Annotated in this window: 14 protein-coding genes; 13 read left to right on the top strand and 1 reads right to left on the bottom strand. The window is 45.3% G+C overall.

The features are described 5' to 3' along the window. Positions 1-33 precede the first annotated feature (33 nt). From rlmH to M3G15_RS06655, 9 genes are all read left to right on the top strand, one after another. Positions 34-513 (top strand): 23S rRNA (pseudouridine(1915)-N(3))-methyltransferase RlmH, encoded by a 480-nt coding sequence (gene rlmH / locus M3G15_RS06695; protein WP_260070450.1) that lies wholly within the window; start codon positions 34-36, stop codon positions 511-513. Between the two features lie 279 nt (positions 514-792). Continuing rightward, the gene (locus tag M3G15_RS06690) at positions 793-4,047 is read left to right on the top strand and encodes a helicase-related protein (RefSeq protein WP_260070445.1); all 3,255 of its coding nucleotides are present in this window, start codon (positions 793-795) and stop codon (positions 4,045-4,047) included. Further along, a complete protein-coding gene (locus M3G15_RS06685; RefSeq protein ID WP_260070444.1) occupies positions 4,047-4,700 on the top strand; it encodes a DUF4391 domain-containing protein in 654 nt (217 codons plus the stop codon). The genes M3G15_RS06690 and M3G15_RS06685 overlap by 1 nt, the downstream gene beginning before the upstream one ends. A gap of 19 nt (positions 4,701-4,719) precedes the next feature. Further along, entirely contained in the window at positions 4,720-6,576 is a 1,857-nt protein-coding gene (locus M3G15_RS06680) for a site-specific DNA-methyltransferase (protein WP_260070443.1), read from the top strand. 15 nt (positions 6,577-6,591) lie between these two features. Continuing rightward, positions 6,592-9,642, top strand: a complete 3,051-nt coding sequence (locus M3G15_RS06675) for a type III restriction-modification system endonuclease (protein ID WP_260070442.1) — start codon at positions 6,592-6,594, stop codon at positions 9,640-9,642. A 134-nt stretch (positions 9,643-9,776) separates the two neighbouring features. Continuing rightward, complete coding sequence (locus tag M3G15_RS06670; protein ID WP_260070441.1) at positions 9,777-11,603, top strand: DEAD/DEAH box helicase; 1,827 nt, start codon at positions 9,777-9,779, stop codon at positions 11,601-11,603. Positions 11,604-11,635: 32 nt separating this feature from the next. Then, entirely contained in the window at positions 11,636-11,968 is a 333-nt protein-coding gene (locus M3G15_RS06665) for a hypothetical protein (RefSeq protein ID WP_260070440.1), read from the top strand. A 381-nt stretch (positions 11,969-12,349) separates the two neighbouring features. Continuing rightward, positions 12,350-13,582 carry an FAD-dependent oxidoreductase gene (locus tag M3G15_RS06660; RefSeq protein WP_260070439.1) on the top strand — a complete coding sequence of 411 codons (1,233 nt, stop codon included), beginning with the start codon at positions 12,350-12,352 and terminating at the stop codon, positions 13,580-13,582. A 96-nt stretch (positions 13,583-13,678) separates the two neighbouring features. Then, the gene (locus M3G15_RS06655; protein ID WP_009223398.1) at positions 13,679-14,314 is read left to right on the top strand and encodes a TetR/AcrR family transcriptional regulator C-terminal domain-containing protein; all 636 of its coding nucleotides are present in this window, start codon (positions 13,679-13,681) and stop codon (positions 14,312-14,314) included. Between the two features lie 263 nt (positions 14,315-14,577). Here M3G15_RS06655 and M3G15_RS06650 read toward each other — a convergent pair whose 3' ends face one another. Beyond that, positions 14,578-15,264 carry an NmrA family NAD(P)-binding protein gene (locus M3G15_RS06650; RefSeq protein ID WP_009223399.1) on the bottom strand — a complete coding sequence of 229 codons (687 nt, stop codon included), beginning with the start codon at positions 15,262-15,264 and terminating at the stop codon, positions 14,578-14,580. Between M3G15_RS06650 and M3G15_RS21640 the strand changes: the two genes are divergently transcribed. The 4 genes from M3G15_RS21640 (at position 15,250) to M3G15_RS06635 (ending at position 17,800) form a co-directional block, all read left to right on the top strand. Continuing rightward, the gene (locus M3G15_RS21640; protein WP_232282215.1) at positions 15,250-15,432 is read left to right on the top strand and encodes a winged helix-turn-helix transcriptional regulator; all 183 of its coding nucleotides are present in this window, start codon (positions 15,250-15,252) and stop codon (positions 15,430-15,432) included. The genes M3G15_RS06650 and M3G15_RS21640 overlap by 15 nt on opposite strands. Positions 15,433-15,585: 153 nt before the next feature. Further along, complete coding sequence (locus M3G15_RS06645) at positions 15,586-16,425, top strand: aminoglycoside phosphotransferase family protein (RefSeq protein WP_260070438.1); 840 nt, start codon at positions 15,586-15,588, stop codon at positions 16,423-16,425. A gap of 725 nt (positions 16,426-17,150) precedes the next feature. Next, positions 17,151-17,327, top strand: coding sequence for a hypothetical protein (locus M3G15_RS06640; protein ID WP_260070437.1), 177 nt, complete (start codon positions 17,151-17,153; stop codon positions 17,325-17,327). Continuing rightward, entirely contained in the window at positions 17,327-17,800 is a 474-nt protein-coding gene (locus tag M3G15_RS06635) for an MFS transporter (protein WP_260070436.1), read from the top strand. Before M3G15_RS06640 ends, M3G15_RS06635 begins: the two co-directional genes overlap by 1 nt. Positions 17,801-18,047: the final 247 nt, after the last annotated feature.

The following is an 18,047-nucleotide window of genomic DNA, read 5'->3' as shown; positions in this document are numbered from 1 at the left end:
CACTTCGGACGGACGATAACGGAGGATGTTACGGTGCAGATTCAAATCGTGGCGGTCGGCAAATTGAAGGAAAAATATCTGGTCCAGGGCATTGCGGAGTACGCCAAGCGCCTGGCGCCTTACGTGAAATTTCAAGTCGTGGAGGTCCCCGACGAGAAAGCGCCGGAGACGATGAGCGAGGCGGAGCTCATCGGCGTCAAGGAGCGCGAGGGCGAACGCATCCTCGCGCAGATCAAGAGCGACGCGCATGTTATCGCGCTCGCGATTGACGGCCAGCTCTGGAGCTCGGAGGAGCTGGCCGCGTGTTTGGACCGGCTCGGCACCTACGGGACGAGCCATGTCGTGTTCGTCATCGGCGGCAGCCACGGGCTCGCCGATGCGGTGCTCCGCCGCGCGCAGCAGCGGCTGTCGTTCGGGCGCATGACGCTGCCCCACCAGCTCATGCGCCTGGTGTTGGCGGAACAGATATACCGCGTAGTTACTATAAATAAAGGGATTAAATATCATAAATAATCTGGATTGGAGACGGATTGGGGACGAAATTTTTCGAGCTTGCTTACTGCTTCATCAGCAAGCTTCTTCGTAACGTGGGAATAAACATTAGCAGTTGTTTGAAAGTCAGTCGTATTTAGTCGTGAATTCTTTCCATCGATGCGAGGGGACCACTCGATCATAACATCGAACAATATATTTCCTCAAATAGGAAATCAGAACTACTTCAAACAAGGAATTTCAACGGGGGATGTCGAATAGGAAAAGTTGCGTGGTTTCGGGCGGAACAAGAGGTGAACTATGGAAATCATCAATAATATCGACAATCTTCTCGGCGAAAATTTGAAACTAGAGGTTCGTAAAGGAAGCAAGGTATTGATTGCTGCATCATGCTTCTCCATTTATGCATACGAAGCCTTAATGAGAGAACTGAATCAGGTGGAAGAAGTCCGGTTCATCTTCACCTCTCCCACCTTTATTGCGGATAGTATAAAGAAGGAGAAGCGGGAATTTTATATTCCGAAACGGAACCGGGAAAAAAGCTTGTACGGCACCGAATTTGAAATCCGGCTCAAAAACGAATTGACACTCAAAGCGATTGCAAAAGAATGCAGTGACTGGATTCGTAAAAAAGTCACGTTCAAATCGAACCGTACTTCCGGCTCGATGCAAGGCATGCTGAATTTGCAGAATGCAAACGAGCCGATCACCTATATGCCAATCGATGGCTTTACGACCGTTGATCTTGGTTATGAAAAGGGCAATGCTCTCTCCAAGATGGTGAACAAGTTCACAGAAGCTCCGTTTACCAAAATGTATTTCGATCTGTTCGATCAGGTATGGAATGACAAAAGCAAGCTTGAAGATGTCACGAACCAAGTTGTGGAGCATATTTCATCGGTGTATAAAGAGAACTCTCCGGAGTTCATTTACTACGTCATTTTGTACAATATCTTCAACGAGTTCCTATCAGACATCACAGAAGACATATTGCCCAACGAAGCAACTGGATTCAAAGAGACGGAAATCTGGAAACGTCTCTATCATTTCCAGAAAGACGCGGTTCTTGGTGCGATCAATAAACTGGAAAAGTACAACGGATGCATCCTTGCAGACAGCGTTGGTCTGGGAAAAACATTTACGGCTCTTGGTATCATCAAATACTATGAACTTCGCAACAAGTCCGTGTTGTTGCTATGTCCCAAAAAACTCGGCGACAACTGGCTTACCTATAAACAGAATGTAACCAACAATATTTTGTATGCTGACCGATTCCGCTATGATGTACTCTACCATACGGACATATCGCGGGAAAGAGGGGAATCGAATAAAATCCCCCTTGATCGGTTGAACTGGGGTAATTACGATCTGCTCGTCATTGATGAGTCGCATAATTTCCGTAACAACGAAGCCAAGAAAGATAAAGAGACGCGGTATCAGAAGCTGATGCGGAAAGTGTTAAAAAGCGGCGTGAAAACGAAAGTGCTCATGCTCTCCGCTACTCCGGTGAACAACAAGTTCATAGATCTTCGCAACCAGCTTGCCTTGGCTTATGAAGGAAATCCAGAGGAAATCAACAGCAAGTTGGGCACGGAGCGGGGGATTAACGACATCTTCAAACGAGCCCAGTCCGCGTTTAACCAGTGGTCTAAGATGGATGTTGCTGAACGTACAACGGAGACGCTTCTTGGTATGCTCGACTTCGACTTTTTTGAGCTGCTGGACAGCTTGACGATCGCTCGGTCACGCAAGCATATCCAGAAGTATTACAAAGCGGAGGAGATCGGCGAGTTCCCCAGACGGCTGCCGCCTCTCTCGAAGTTTTGCGATTTGACCGACAGAGCGGATGTTATCGGGTATAATGAAATTTTTATAGAGTTATCCAGAATCAATCTCGGCATCTATGCACCATTCAAATATATTCAACCGAGCCGACTGCGTTTCTATGAAGAGTTGTATGACACCAGCGTAAGGGGCGGGAGCGGGAACTTCAGGCAGATGGATCGCGAAGGCAGTTTGCAGATTTTGATGCGGATCAACCTGCTGAAACGCCTGGAAAGTTCGGTGGAGTCGTTCCGATTGACCCTTTCCAAGATTGTCTCCAAAATCGATCAGACGCTTCAGCAAATCGAAGCATTCGAGCGAAGCGGGAAGTCCGATGCTGTAGGTTATACCGATATTGAGGATGCCAATCTTGACGATGACGATTGGCTGGACGATGATTTCAGCATCGGGGATACGATCAAGATCAATTTGTCCGATATGGATGTTCTTCGCTGGAAAGAAGATTTGATGAACGACCACAACATTCTTTCTGCCTTGCTGTCTGAAATGCGGAAAGTAACGCCTGAACACGATGCGAAGCTAAACACATTGAAGCAGGTGATTGATCACAAAATCAATCACCCGATCAATCCCGGTAACCGCAAGGTCATCATTTTCAGTGCATTCACGGATACCGCAGCGTACTTGTACACGCATTTGTCGGAGTATATGAAGGCCAAGTACAATATCGATACGGCCAAAATCGTCGGCAGCGACGAGAACAAAAACACCACCGGTTTGCGGAATGATATCAGCACATTGCTGACTTGCTTCTCGCCTCGATCCAAGGAGAAGAAACTGACCATGCCGGATGTCAAAGGCGAGATTGATCTGCTTATCGCTTCCGACTGCATATCCGAAGGGCAAAACTTGCAAGATTGTGACTATCTCATCAACTATGACATTCACTGGAATCCGGTGCGAATTATTCAGCGATTCGGTCGGATAGACCGGATCGGGTCGCAGAACAAGGAGATTCAATTGGTGAACTTCTGGCCCAACATGACGCTGGATGAATACATTCAGTTAAAAGAGCGGGTCGAGAATCGGATGGTCATCATGGATATGACGGCGACTGGCGATGATAACGTCCTGTTCAATCAATCCAGCGATCTGGAATATCGGAAGCAGCAGCTTCATCGTTTGCAGAAGGAAGTCGTCGATCTGGATGATATGAACACGGGCGTCTCCATCACCGATTTGGGCCTGAACGATTTTCGCATGGACTTGGTGAACTATGTCAAGGAGAACGGAGAACTTGATTCCGTTCCGAGCGGACTGCATGCGGTTGTGGCTGCTGACGAAGAGAAGGGAGCAAAGCCCGGCGTCATCTTTGTTCTTCGCAACGTCAATGAGGAACTGAATCCCGACAAGCAGAACCGGCTGCATCCCTTCTATCTCGTCTACATGAGCGAAGATGGTGAAGTCGTCACCAATCATATGGATGTCAAAAAGACACTTGATATCCTGCGAGCTATGTGCAGAGGCCAATCCGAACCAATGATGGATGCTTGCCGCAGCTTCAATCAAGCGACGAAAGACGGCAAGAAGATGGACATGTATTCCTTGCTGCTCCAAGAAACCATCCGCTCGATTGTACAGGTGAAAGAAGAAAACGATCTGGACAGCTTGTTCAGTAGCGGCGGGACGACGGCACTAATCGACTCGATTAAAGGGCTTGAGGACTTTGAACTCATCACCTTTGTCGTTATCAGGCAGGTGAATGCGTGATGTTTCAATTGCCTTCAAGCACGCTTGTAAACCGTAAAATTCCGAAGAACAAATTTTATGAGAAGTTGCAAGCAAATCATCACCTCAAAGAACTGTTTACCGAACAAGTCGAATCGATCATCTGGAAGCACAAGCTATCCAAGGACACGATTCGTCTTGAACCGAAAGAGAATATTGAAGAAATTCAGATATTTGAAGTTCATTTGAAGGAGCAATCTTACTCCCTTGAATTGCTACGGAGCATAGATAAGGCGATTCCCTATCCTATCTTGCATGTACTGATGTATGAGGGGCAGGGCAAGCTTGCCATCGCGTATAAAGAACGAAATCAGACCGACGAAAATCGGTCTGTCGTCCGTTCTTACCATGAGACGGACTGGCAGCCGATCGAAAGTATCAAACTCGACATTCTCCAAGGACTCAATCTAAAGGCTGTTTACGAGAACATCATCCGTCAACTGCTTCCCATTAAGGTGAAGCCGGAAATCGAGCTTACAGCCGTTTTGGAGCGGCAAGCCCAAATTGACAAGCTGACGCAAGAATGCCACCGGCTAGAGTCCAAGATTCGGGCTGAAAAACAATTCAACCGCAAAGTCGAATTAAACATGGAACTACAACGCAAGAGAAAAGAACTGAATCAACTTCTTGATTAAGTAACTGGAGGTCAAACCAATGAACAAATTGACAATGAAATCGGTTGATTTGACTCAAGTCAATATCGACAAGATTGCAGAGTTGTTCCCCAACGTGATTACCGAAGCCAGAGATGAAAAAGGAAAAATCAAACGAGCGGTCGATTTTGATTTGTTGAAACAGGAACTTTCCGATGTCCTGGTTGAAGGTGAAAAAGAACGGTATCAACTGACATGGCCAGGGAAGAAAGAGGCTATTCTCAACGCGAATACACCTATTGATAAGACATTAAGACCTATCAAAACTGATAGTGTTGATTGGGATAGTACCCAAAATATGTACATCGAAGGTGACAACCTCGAAGCGTTAAAACTATTGCAAGAATCGTACTTGAACAAAGTAAAATGTATTTATATAGACCCGCCCTACAATACAGGTAAGGATTTCATTTATAAGGATACTTTTAAGTTATCTTTGGATGAGTATATCGAAGAGTCCGGCCAGGTGGATCAAAACGGAAATAGACTTGTTCAAAACTTAGAATCAAATGGACGTTTCCATAGCGACTGGTTATCCATGATGTACCCGAGATTGAAAATAGCTCGAAATTTGCTAAGAGATGATGGAGTTATTTTTATCAGTATCGATGATAAAGAAGTAGACAACATGAAAAAAATGTGTGATGAAATATATGGAATGGATAACTTTATTGCAAACGTAATATGGCAACACAGTATACAACCGAAAGGTTACTTGGGGAAATTTTCAGTTCACCATAATTATATACTCATTTATGCAAAATCAATGGACTACTCTTTGGAGTCTTTGGATAGAACAGAGGAACACAACAAAGCTTATTCAAACCCTGATAATGATCCAAGAGGCCCTTGGAGATCAGGAGACGTTAGGAATGCACTCTATAGACCAAATCTGATATATGATATCGTAACTCCCTCTGGGAAAATAATAAGCCCACCTGCAAACGGCTGGAGGTGGAGTAAGGAAACAGTAGAGAAAAAAATTAGCACCGGCGAAATCATTTTTAACCAAGATGAAACTAAAATCATACGCAAGATATACCTAGATGATTTGGAAGGCAGGGCTCCAGAGACGATCTGGTTTGGGAAGGAAGTTGGAACAACAAGAGACGGAAATAAATGCCTTAAAGATTTGTTTGATAACGCAGTTCCCTTCGATACACCTAAGCCAGTAGGTTTAATTAAAAGAATTTTGGAATTGTCCACCAACGGAAAAAATGAAGAGATAGTACTTGATTTCTTTTCAGGTTCGGCCACTACAGCTCATGCGGTTATGCAGATAAACGCAGAAGATGGTGGTAACAGAAAATTCATCATGGTTCAATTGCCTGAAAGCACGGACGAAACATCAGATGCATACAAGTCTGGATACAAAAACATCTGTGAAATCGGCAAAGAACGTATTCGCCGTGCCGCGAAAAAGATCAAAGAAGAAACAGGGGCAGACATCGATTACGGTTTTCGCGTGTTCCGTGTAGACTCCAGCAACATGAAGGACGTGTACTACACGCCGGACAAGTTGGGTCAGATGAATCTGGACGATCTGTCATCCAACATTAAGGAAGACCGTACAGGCGAGGATTTGCTCATCCAGGTGATGCTGGAATGCGGGTTAGAGCTTTCCCTGCCAATGGAGACCAAGGAAATCGAAGGCAAAACCGTCCACTACGTTGCCGAGAATTCCTTAATCGCTTGCTTCGATGAAGAGGTTCCAGAATCGGTCATTAAGAAAATCGCGGCGGATCAACCGCTCAGGGTTGTATTCCGCGATAGTTCGTTCCGGGATGATTCGGCCCGCATCAATGTGGAAGAACTGTTCAAGCTGCTCTCTCCGAGCACCGAAATTCAAGTGCTGTAAGGAAGGTGAGCAGCGATGAAAATCAAATTCAAACATCAACAATTTCAATTGGATGCGGTCAAGAGTATTGTAGACGTGTTCCAAGGGCAGCCGAACGAATCCTCTCGGTTTACGCTTGATAAAGGACGCAGGCAGAAAAGCGTGGAAATGGGAGATTTGTTTCAAACCACAAGCGGTGAGTCTGATTATGGCTTCAAGAACAATCCTATTAAACTTATTGATCAGGAAGTGTTGAGTAATATTCAGGCCATACAACGGCAAAATGGCTTGAAATTGTCCGAACGGCTTGAAGGCAAATACAACCTTACAGTTGAGATGGAAACCGGTACGGGAAAAACCTACACCTATATTCGGACGATGTACGAACTGTATAAAAAATACGGCTGGAGCAAATTCATCATCGTTGTCCCGTCGATCGCCATTCGGGAGGGTGTGCTGAAGACGTTTCAGATCACCGAAGACCATTTCATGTCTGAATACGGGTCAAAGGCTAGGTATTTTGTCTATAATTCAAAGCAATTGCATCAAATCGAGAAGTTTGCCAGCGACGCTGGGATCAATGTCATGATCATCAACTCACAAGCGTTTAATGCGAGGGGTAAAGATGCACGAAGAATTTCCATGGAGCTGGATGACTTTAACTCTCGGCGTCCGATTGATGTTATCGCCAGCACAAATCCAATATTGATAATCGACGAGCCTCAATCGGTGGAAGGTCAGAAGACGAAGGAAGCACTTAAAGATTTCAAACCGTTGTTTACGCTGCGGTATTCGGCAACACACCGGGAGGACTATAACAAGGTTTATCGCCTCGATGCTCTGGATGCGTATAACATGAAGCTGGTCAAGAAGATCAGCGTCAAAGGCATCTCTGTAAAAGGAACCAGTGGAATCAACAGCTATTTATATCTTGAAGGCGTAGATGTCAGTGATAAGCACGCTCCTGTAGCCCGTCTTGAATATGAAAAACGAACCAAGACAGGATTAACCAAAGTCTCCAAGAAAATCGTGACGGGCGATGACCTCTATCAGTTGTCCGATCATCTGGAGCAATATAAAGGCTATAAAGTATCGGAAATTAACGGACAGAATAACAGCATCAGTTTCATCAATGGTGTTACGCTGTACGCCGGTGATGTACAGGGCGATGTCAGCGAGCTTCATTTCCGCCGAATTCAGATTCGAGAGACGTTGAAATCTCACTTCGAAAAGGAGCGGGTGCTATTCCATAAAGGAATCAAAGTGCTCTCACTCTTCTTTATTGATGAAGTCGCCAAGTACCGGCAATATGATAAAGACGGCAACGAGAAGAATGGAGAGTACGCTGACATTTTTGAAGAAGAATATATGGAGCTTCTAAATGAACAGCTGTCGTTGTTTGCGGATGACCCATACATTCAATATTTGAATTCGATTCAGGTAAAGAGTACGCATAAAGGCTACTTCTCCATTGACAAGAAAAGCAACAGGTTTGTTGATTCCAAAGTGTCCGCAAGAGAGACGGATTCTGATGATGTTGATGCCTACGACTTGATCATGCGGGATAAGGAACGGCTTCTCAGCTTCGAGGAACCGACACGGTTTATTTTCTCGCACTCGGCGTTAAAGGAAGGCTGGGACAACCCGAACGTATTCCAGATATGTACGCTCAAACATAGCGACTCCACGATCAAGAAACGGCAGGAAGTTGGGCGTGGACTGCGACTGTGCGTGAATAAATACGGTGAACGGATCGACTCCAGCATCCCCGGTATTGATGTTCACGAAATTAATTCACTTACCGTTGTTGCAAGCGAGTCCTACGAAGAGTTTGCCAAGCAGCTACAAAGCGAGATTGCCGCTACATTGTCGGATCGGCCACGTAAGGCTAACGTGGATTTCTTCCTGAATAAAGTGCTTACCAATGCCCGCGGCGAACAATTAAGTATCGATGAGAAGCTGGCAAACAAGCTGCAATTTGCCTTTATAAAAAATGGCTATGTCGATGATGAATTTCGTTTGACGGACGACTACTTTGCCGCCGTTAACGATCAAACGGTCAAGCTGCCCGATGAACTGCGTGAATTTCAAGAATCGCTCATCGAACTGGTTAAATCCATCTACGTAGAAGGCAAGGCAGATATGGCGGAGAATGATCGGAATCGCAATATCGTTTCGGTGAAGGTTAACAACAACTTCTATAAGCAAGAGTTCAAGGAGTTGTGGAACCGGATCAACAAAAAATCTGTCTATACCGTTCGATTTGATTCCGATGAGTTGGTACGGAAGTGTATCCTGGCATTAGACATGAATTTGCAGGTGCCAGACATCCGCTACGCAATTAAACACGGCGAAATGAAGGAAATAGAGTCTCGGGAGCAACTCAAGCAAGGCGAGGCATTTGTAACACGGGAAACGCAAACGGAGTACGTGAACGGGCCTGCTATATCAAAGATCAAGTACGACTTGATCGGCAAGATGATGGATGAAACGCGGCTGACCCGGAAGACAATTGTCGCCATCTTGAAGGGTATTAAACCGTCTACCTTCCTGTTGTTCCGGAAGAATCCGGAGGAGTTTATTATTCGGGCGTCCAAGCTTATTAACGAACAGAAGGCTACCACGATTATTGAATCCATAACTTACGATGTAATTAATGATACGTTCCATACGGATGTGTTTACGAAGAACAACTTGAAGGGACAACTGGGTCTGAACGCCATCTCTGTTGAAAAGCATATTTATGATTACGTCGTAACAGATTCCAAGATTGAGCGGGCATTTGCTAAAGAGCTTGATACGAGCAAAGAGGTACAGGTTTATGCTAAGCTGCCGCGAGGATTCTATATTCCTACTCCAGTTGGCGACTACAACCCGGACTGGGCGATTGTGTTCAAAGAAGGCGATGTCAAGCATATCTACTTCATCGCAGAAACAAAGGGGTCTATGGACTCGATGGAACTGCGTGAAGTGGAGAAGACGAAGATTGAATGTGCACGCAAGCACTTTGCTAAGCTGAATACAGGGCAGTTGAAGTATGATGTGGTAAACAGTTATGAGAAGCTATTGGAAATTGTAAAGGGGTAATAATTTAGCATTGAGCCGGGGTTCAATCGTTGCTGAACACCGGCTTTTCTTTTGGGTTATCAATCTAAGATGGCAGGAATTCAAGGGATAATGTGGAAATGTGTAATATAACAAATGGCCGGAGGGGGGCTTATATGTACTTCCAAAATACATTTGCTCATATTGAGGGAAATCCTAATCTACGAGAGCCACAAGTGCAGGGGTACTTGAGAGTGAAGGAATATTTTGAGTCACCAGTTGATCACAAGCCGGCGTTAGTTACTCTACCAACAGGAGTTGGTAAAACGGGTTTAATGGCCATCCTGCCATACGGCATAGCACAAAATAGGGTGCTAATCGTTACTCCAAATCGGACAATCCGCAATACTGTTACTGATAGTCTTGACCCAAGATATGAACATAATTTTTGGTGGAATCGAAAGGTCATTAATGTTCCATCGAATTTACCTGAAGTTATTGAATACGAAGGTGATCCTCGAACGCTGGAACAAGCAAAAATTGTGATTACCAATATTCATCGACTTCAGTCCCACAATGCAAGTTCATTGTTGCAGAAGGTGCCGCGGGATTTCTTCGATATGATTATTATCGACGAGGCACATCATTCTCCAGCAGCATCATGGGTAGAGATGGAAGAGTACTTCAATTCGGCAAAAATCGTTAAAATAACTGGCACTCCTTTTAGATCGGATAAGAAGGAAATCTATGCTGAGGACGTTTACTCATATCCGCTAAGTCGAGCGATGATAAAAGGTTATGTGAAGCAGCTTGTTAAAAAAGAGTACATTCCAGATCAATTGACTTTCAAAGTACAAGGTTACGAAGAAGAAGTTACATTGGAAGAAGTATTAAAATTAAAAGACAGTGACTGGGTGGAGAGAACGGTAGCGTATTCGACTCAGTGCAGCGAAGCGGTTGTAAGAAGAAGCCTTCAAATTATGACGGAGAAGAGGGAGGCGACAGGAGTACCTCACAAGATTATCGCTGTAGCTTGTTCCATTGAACATGCTAGGGAGATTAAGCAGCTATACGAAGCTGTTGGATGTCCCGCATCCATTGTACACAGTGACATGGAACCTTCAGAGCAGGACCGGGAAAGAATCGATTTTCACAATGATCGCACACAAGTGATTGTAAACGTAGGTATGCTTGGTGAAGGATATGACCACCCGTATATCTCTGTTGCTGCGATATTCCGCCCGTTTAAGAGCTTATCAGCGTATGCACAATTTGCAGGAAGAGCACTACGCTCAATTCCGGATGCGAAGGAACCCGCGATAGATAATGTTGCTCATCTCGTATATCACAATGCACTTGGTCTAGATGAGCTTTGGGAATACTACAGTAAAGAACAACAAAAAGCAGAGATCATTGACCGGTTGGAAAAAATATTTGAGGAAAATGAAGGTGGAGGGTCTGAAAGTGACGGTCATTCAGAACCTGACGTTGGGGAAGCTAGGCAGTCGGGAACCTTCAGAGAAGAACTTAAGACATTTATAGGCGATGAAACCATATTGGAAGCATATGAAGAGGCTATTCGTCAGAGCAGAAATAAAACGGAAGAAGCATTAGACGCGTTAAGGTCAAAGGGCATTCCGATTACTGACGAAATGATCAAGCTTATTGAAGGGTCTACGTTTGAAGATATTGCGAAGTCAAAAAGACCTGACCTTGAATTAAAAGAGCGGCGACAAGAGTTAAAAACATACATTGAAAACGGGATTGCGGAAATATTAACTGCAAAGGGTCTAAATCCTAAAGGGAAAGCAGAAGAGATTGCTATCAAGTTGGGATACTATCGCGATACGAATCTGGCTTTAGACGGCCTATGCGTCAAAATAATTAATGACCAGTTGCTAAAAGCAATTGGGTATCCAAGAAAACAATGGTCTATCGCCGACTTCAAGCAAGCAAGGCCACTGGCAGAAAAATATGTGGCGTATTTAGCGGAAAGACTTTAGAATGAGTTTATTAACCGAAAGGAGGGTAACAATTGCTTAATGTGCAGGAATTAAAAGTGAAGTTAGCACATGTTCTTGCCAATAAGGGGGTTCCTCCTTTTGTGTTGGCGAACAATATTAGCGAAGCAAATTATGATGAGATTTCCCTGTACAAACGAGATCAAATGATCATCGTTGATATGTACTGCAAAGATGAAGAAACAGGTGAACCGCTGCAATTCAGGTATATGTATAATAAAGATGAGGTATTGTTAAAATCAGAAATGATAATAGCAGGACGTTCAAGTGTAATGTGGGACAGAGAAGCAGAGATAGCTAATTTGACCAAGCAAATTCAGCAAGCTGAAGCTGTGGTAAAGATATGAGCATGAGGGGCCTTGGATACATTCCGGGCCCCTCAGCTTTGTATTTCAGCTTTATTCAGTTTACCATATCAATAGATACGGTGAACCGTATCATAAATAAGGCGAAGGCAGGCACAAACTTAAAGTTTTCTTTACATTTCAATATATAGATTTTCAACCGTGGTATTATATTGATTGATTTTTTTAGCATATGATGTCTGTTTTTGTTGATGAGGAGGACTGATATGAAAAATACAGTGAAAAGAGTCACTTCGATATTTATCATCATGCTCATGGTGATGGGAAGTATACCAGGAACACAACTATTGACAAACAGAGGAGAACGGGTTTAATATAACGGTGTTATATAAATATAACTAAGTTATAGAAAGAAGGACTCGTATGACATCACTCTCTGCAGTTATTGTCGGCGGCGGTCTCGGAGGACTTGCATTAGCGCAAAGTCTGAAGAAGCATCACATTGACTTTGTAGTTTGTGAACGCGAGCAGGAAGGACAATTTCTTCAAACCGGTTATCGTATCAAAATCAATGACAACGGAATGAGTGCGCTGCGGTTTTGTCTGCCTGAGAAGCTTTACGATCTCTTTATGGAAACCTCCGTCATGGGACCGGAACACCCGATTTTCTTAAATCCAATTTCTCTCGAGCTGATGGAAGAACAGCACCCAATGTACAACAAGGCGAAAATCACGCCTGGCGTCAATCGTTTTACTTTCAGAGAAGTGTTGCTTGGTGAACTCAATGACCATATCCGTTACGGATATCGGTTTACCCATTATGAAACGTTGGAAAACGGCCGCTTGAGAGCTTGGTTTGAGAATGGAGAGTATATCGATGCGGATGTCCTTGTTGGCGCTGACGGGGGAGGATCGAAGGTTCGCCAACAGTATAAACCTGGGGTGAAAATTTTTGATACCTTGGGAAGAGCTCTTTATACAAAAGTATTTCTGGATGATACTCGGAGAAAAGAACTCGATCAGCTCATTGGGGACGGCAGCATGAGAGGCCTTTTTAGCCCGGAAGGAGAGGCTCCGGTTTCCCTGCTTCTTGAAGAAATGGCCTTCAAGCCGAATATGGAACGATTGCCGGAATCCATGTCCCTGAATGTGAAAATTACTCCACAACAGGATTACTTGTATGCTGTGTTTGCGTGCTCGCCTGAGTGGTTTGGGATGCCTGACGAGCAGCTTTTCCAATTGAATGGTTCGGAATTGTTGTCCCTTGCTCAAGAGAAAACCAAACATTGGCATCCCCAAGTCAAACGGATGTTGGAACTCGCAGAGCCAGAGAAAACGGCTGTTTATCACTTGCGTAATGTTTTGCCATATAAGCCTTGGAAAGAAACCACCTCTTTGGTATTGCTGGGGGACGCCTTGCATCCGATGACACCGGCTGGAATTGGCGGGAACGCGGCACTTTTTGATGCCTATGAGCTATCGAAAGAATTAATCAACGTCAAAGACGGGAAAAAGGAACTTTTGTCAGCGTTACGTGATTATGAGGTGGCTGCGATTGAACGTGGGATGCGGGATGTTCGCCTCTCCTCGAAAGCAGGGGAAAGCATGTTCAACCAGAAGCCGTTGCCTGAGGAAGATGTAGAGTTGGAGGAATAGGGGTTTGTTTTTACGTTTATCCTTGACTAGGCTCCTTTCTAAATCGAGTATAATAAGTTGTATAAGAATCTATGGAATGGAGTTGGATTGTCTGTTATGCCTCAACGCAGGCCACATATCAGCGAGGAGAAGATCATCGCAGCTTCGTGGCGGCTTCTCTCCGACCAAGGAATCGAAAACTTTACCATAAGAAGCCTTTGTAAAGAGCTAAATGTTCAAGCCCCTACGATCTATTGGTACTTCGAGAGTAAGCAGGTCCTTATTCAAACCTTAGCCAACCTGGTTTCAAGAGAGATCATAGGTGATCTTCCCAAGCAAGGTGACTGGCGGGAGAGGCTTCAAACCAGCGCCATGGTGATTCGGAAGAAACTCCAGCAGTATCCCTGCTCGGGTCAACTTCTGATGAAGTCGAAGCCAGAGGCTGATTTTATGGAACTGCTCGAATGCCTCTTGCAGATGATCGAACCTACTTCCTTGACGGATAAACAAAAATTTTCATATATCACCCATTTGCTTAACTATGTCATCAACTTCGTCGTTGAAGAATATGAACAACGGATGGTACAGATATCGTTAGGGAATAAGGAGGATATTCACGGGGATTTCTCGCAATTCAACCTGCTTCGTCGGATGTACGAAGAAGGGATGTTTAATTTAATTGGTTCTGATGAACTCTTTGACTCGGGAATTCTCTTATTACTCGATGGGATCGAGCAGAGAATAACTCCCTAGGTTTTTAGGAGCGGATCGCGTGGTGATCGCTCCTTTTTTCTTTTAAGTTGGTGCTGTTTTTGCGCTTATTTGAAGGCGGGAAGGTTCTCGGCGAGAAAGAGGTCCAGATTACGAGGGGACATCCCCGTAACTCGTTTCACATCATCGGATATCCATGCGGCGTCATCTTCGGCAATCAAACCGAATAATTGGGCGTTGGATGTGGCAACAGGCTCGGGAATCCCTGCCTGAATCATCGCTTTCTGATGCTCGGCGGGAGAGATTCACCGGTATTCGACGGTATACCCCAGAGCGTCAGACAGTTTACGTGCGACATCGTGATAAGTAATCAATTCGGGTCCGGTGAGCAGATAAGTACGGCCTGCATGCGTGGATCGTGATACGGCAATAGTTGCGGCCGTGGCGGCCACGTAGCGAGCATCGATCATGGCGAACTTGCCATCACCGGCAGACATTACGAAGCCTCTCGTTTGTTTAATCATCTGCGCGACAGCGAAGAGATTCTGCATGTAGAGATTCGGCGCAAGCAAAGTATAGTCGATCCCCGTCGCCTTCAGATGCGCCTCAACTCGCGCATGGCCACGCCGTCGATCAACAGGGGAATCTGCCGTAGCCTTATGATTCGTGATCTTTATAATATGTTTTATTCCGTTGCGAACAGCACTGTCAATCACGGCGATTTCCTGGTCCGGTACAGCAGGACTAATTAAAACGACCGTCTCAATGCCATGCATGGCTGCATCAAGAGTTTCAGGACGATCGAAGTTGCCAACGGCGATATCAATCCCATTCTCGGAGAACTCACGCGGCGTACGAGATAAGTCTCGAACTAGTGCGCGTGCAGGGTGTTGTTGCTTTGCAAGCAGGCGGACGGTTTCAGAGGACCCAAGCGATTTAATGAACTCGAGCGCTCCATTTCTAAAATTACGCGTAAGATGCTTACAGAACAACTAAGAGACCTGGAACGAGATAAACTGGTTATTCGAACAGTCTATAATCATGTTCCCCCGAAAGTGGAGTACTCACTTAGCGAACATGGTAAGACGTTCCTCCCTGTTTTAGAGATGATGGTCAAGTGGGGGGAATATCATCAAGAAAGTGTAGCTGGTCTCACATGATGAGGCTGGCTTTTTTTTTGATTAGAATACGCGGTGGTTTTTAACTATAACTGGATATGATCTGTTTATTTCGTGATTTCTTTGATACCTTAATTCTTGGAAAACCCCAAGGAGGTAGGGACGCATGGCTGAAAAAATGCTGACGAAATAGAAATGGATGAGGCGCTGGTTCGCCGTCTGCTGGTTGCCCAGTTTCCCCAATGGTCAGATCTATCCCTGCGGCGGGTCGAGCCAGCTGGCACCGTGAACGCCATCTTTCGATTAGGTAACCAATATTCGGTTCGGCTCGCGCGGCGGGAAGGGCCTGCGACACCAGAAAGCCGCGAGTTTACTTGGCTGCCCAAGCTTGCTCCGTTGGTTCCGCTAGAAGTCCCTGTACCCATCGCTCTAGGGCATCCGAGCAGCGAATATCCTTGGTATTGGTATATTTACACCTGGGTTGAGGGCGAGTCGGTGCCGATTGAGGAGATTGACGCGATGCAGGCAGCGCGTGATCTTGCGGGGTTCGTTGCAGCGCTGCAGCAAATCGATTCATCGGGTGGGCCGCTGGGACGCGGTGTTCCTTTGGCGGAGCGGGATGAGGGGTTCCGATACTGGTTGGCACGGTTTGATGGCGACGTTGCGGCGGTGTCTAAGGTGTGGGAATCCGCGCTTGCTGCGCCTCCGTGGAGCGGCCCGCCAGTTTGGCATCACGGCGACCTTGATATGCGCAACTGGCTCGTGCGTAATCAACGAATTACCGGTGTGATCGATTGGGATACGATGGGCGTGGGTGATCCTGCATGCGATGTCATGGTCGCATGGAAGTTACACTCGCCGGAGGCACGTGACGCATTCCGCAAATATCTTCCGACGGATGACGCGACCTGGACGAGAGCCCGCGGATGGGTTGTATCCCAGGCAGTGGCCATACTGGCTTACTATACGCCAGAAAACAACCCCGTTCTGTACCGTGAGGCCCAATCCTGGCTTGACCTCGTATTGTCGGAATGATGATTGATTATTTACTGTTAAGTATAAGTGTGTCATGGAGAGCGAATCTGATAGTTGTATGATGAAAAAGGCCATCCCACATGGGATGGCCGAAAACTTGCCCTCGTAGAAGCCGTGGCGAACCGTATCACAAAATAGGGATAAATTTTTATCAGAATATGTTAGCATTTAACTCATGCAAGGCTACTGTACTAATATACTTGATGAATTAGTCTTTTCAAATGGGCATTACGTTCATGTACATATTTTGATTTCAACGTCGGAGTAGTTGTATGCTTACTTTTCCATCTATTTAAAAAGTCTTGTTCAGCAAGTTGAGATTTCAATAATTCTGAGTCACGAGTAGTAATAATTCGAATAATTACATCACCTAAACCTACAATTCCTCGAAGATATAATTTTACTTTTTCGCCAACAGTAGTAATAGCCGAATGAAGTGGTACTTCTTTATCCCCTCTTTTCTGTCGCTTTTTTCCTCCGCAAGCCCGCCGCGAACCTCCGATAAACTAAATTTAGCTCCAAAACCTACCGTTAATTTCGCAAGTTAGATCTCTCCGCACCAATTACAAGTAAAACCTACCGTTAAATTTTATGTTTCCTCGCCAAATTGCTGATTTCGATCAAAATAACAGCAGGATTTACCGCTAATTTGGACAAAACCATGAAATTGTCCAAAATTAACGGTAGCTTTTACAGTTCGTTAACGCAATTTGGGCTCTTTTGACATGATTCATGGTTATGATACACCCATCAAGCGATTTCTAGGCACGATCTCGCTTGATCTGTTCACCGTTATGCTCGGCGGGGCTACGGCGCTGCTGCCAATCTTCGCCGAAGACATCCTGCAGGGTCATGGGGACTCGGATTGCTTCGGACAGCTCCGGCAGTTGGCGCTTTGCTGATGTCACTTGTTCTTACGCGGTATTCGATTCAGAATTCGATCAGCAAGTATTTGTTCAGCTCGCTGGCGATCTTTGGCTTGGCTACCGTGCTGTTCGCCGTCTCCAAAAATCTCATATTATCTTTGGTAGCCCTGTTCCTGATCGGCGCATCGGATGTGGTCAGTGTCGTCATTCGTTCTACGCTGGTTCAGTTAAATACGCCTCGTGTAATGCAGGGGCGTGTCAACGCTGTCAACATGCTGTTTATCGGAACCTCGAACCAGCTCGGCGAATTCGAATCCGGCACCATGGCCAATTGGCTTGGTGCAGTGGTTGCCACCGTCATCGGCGGAATCGGGACGCTCGTTGTGGCCGCGCTCTGGATGCACCTGTTCCCGGTGCTACGGAATATGAAAACTTATTATGATACCAGTCATGAAAGTGAGAAGCCGGAGAAGGGAACTCCTGCGCCGCTAAGTAAACCCGTACAGTAAAAGTGAAGGGGATCCCACATTACCGGGTACCCTGCACGGGACACTTAAACCAAAGTGTTTCGTGCAGGGTACTTTTTTTACCTTTGAAATATGTCACTGATCGTAAAACTTTGTCCCTAGCATATTTCAACAAACTAGGCTTTCGAACAATAGTAGAGTTGTATTTTTGCAAAATGGCAATAATTTCCCGCAAAATTCTTTTGCTCAATATCATTGAATGTGTCAGTGACATATTGTATGGTTATGT

This window comes from Paenibacillus sp. p3-SID1389 (assembly GCF_025151705.1).
Classification (GTDB): Bacteria; Bacillota; Bacilli; order Paenibacillales; family Paenibacillaceae; genus Fontibacillus; species Fontibacillus phoenicis.
Note: the sequence above shows the minus strand (reverse complement) of the source record. Positions and strands in the feature narration are given on the sequence as shown.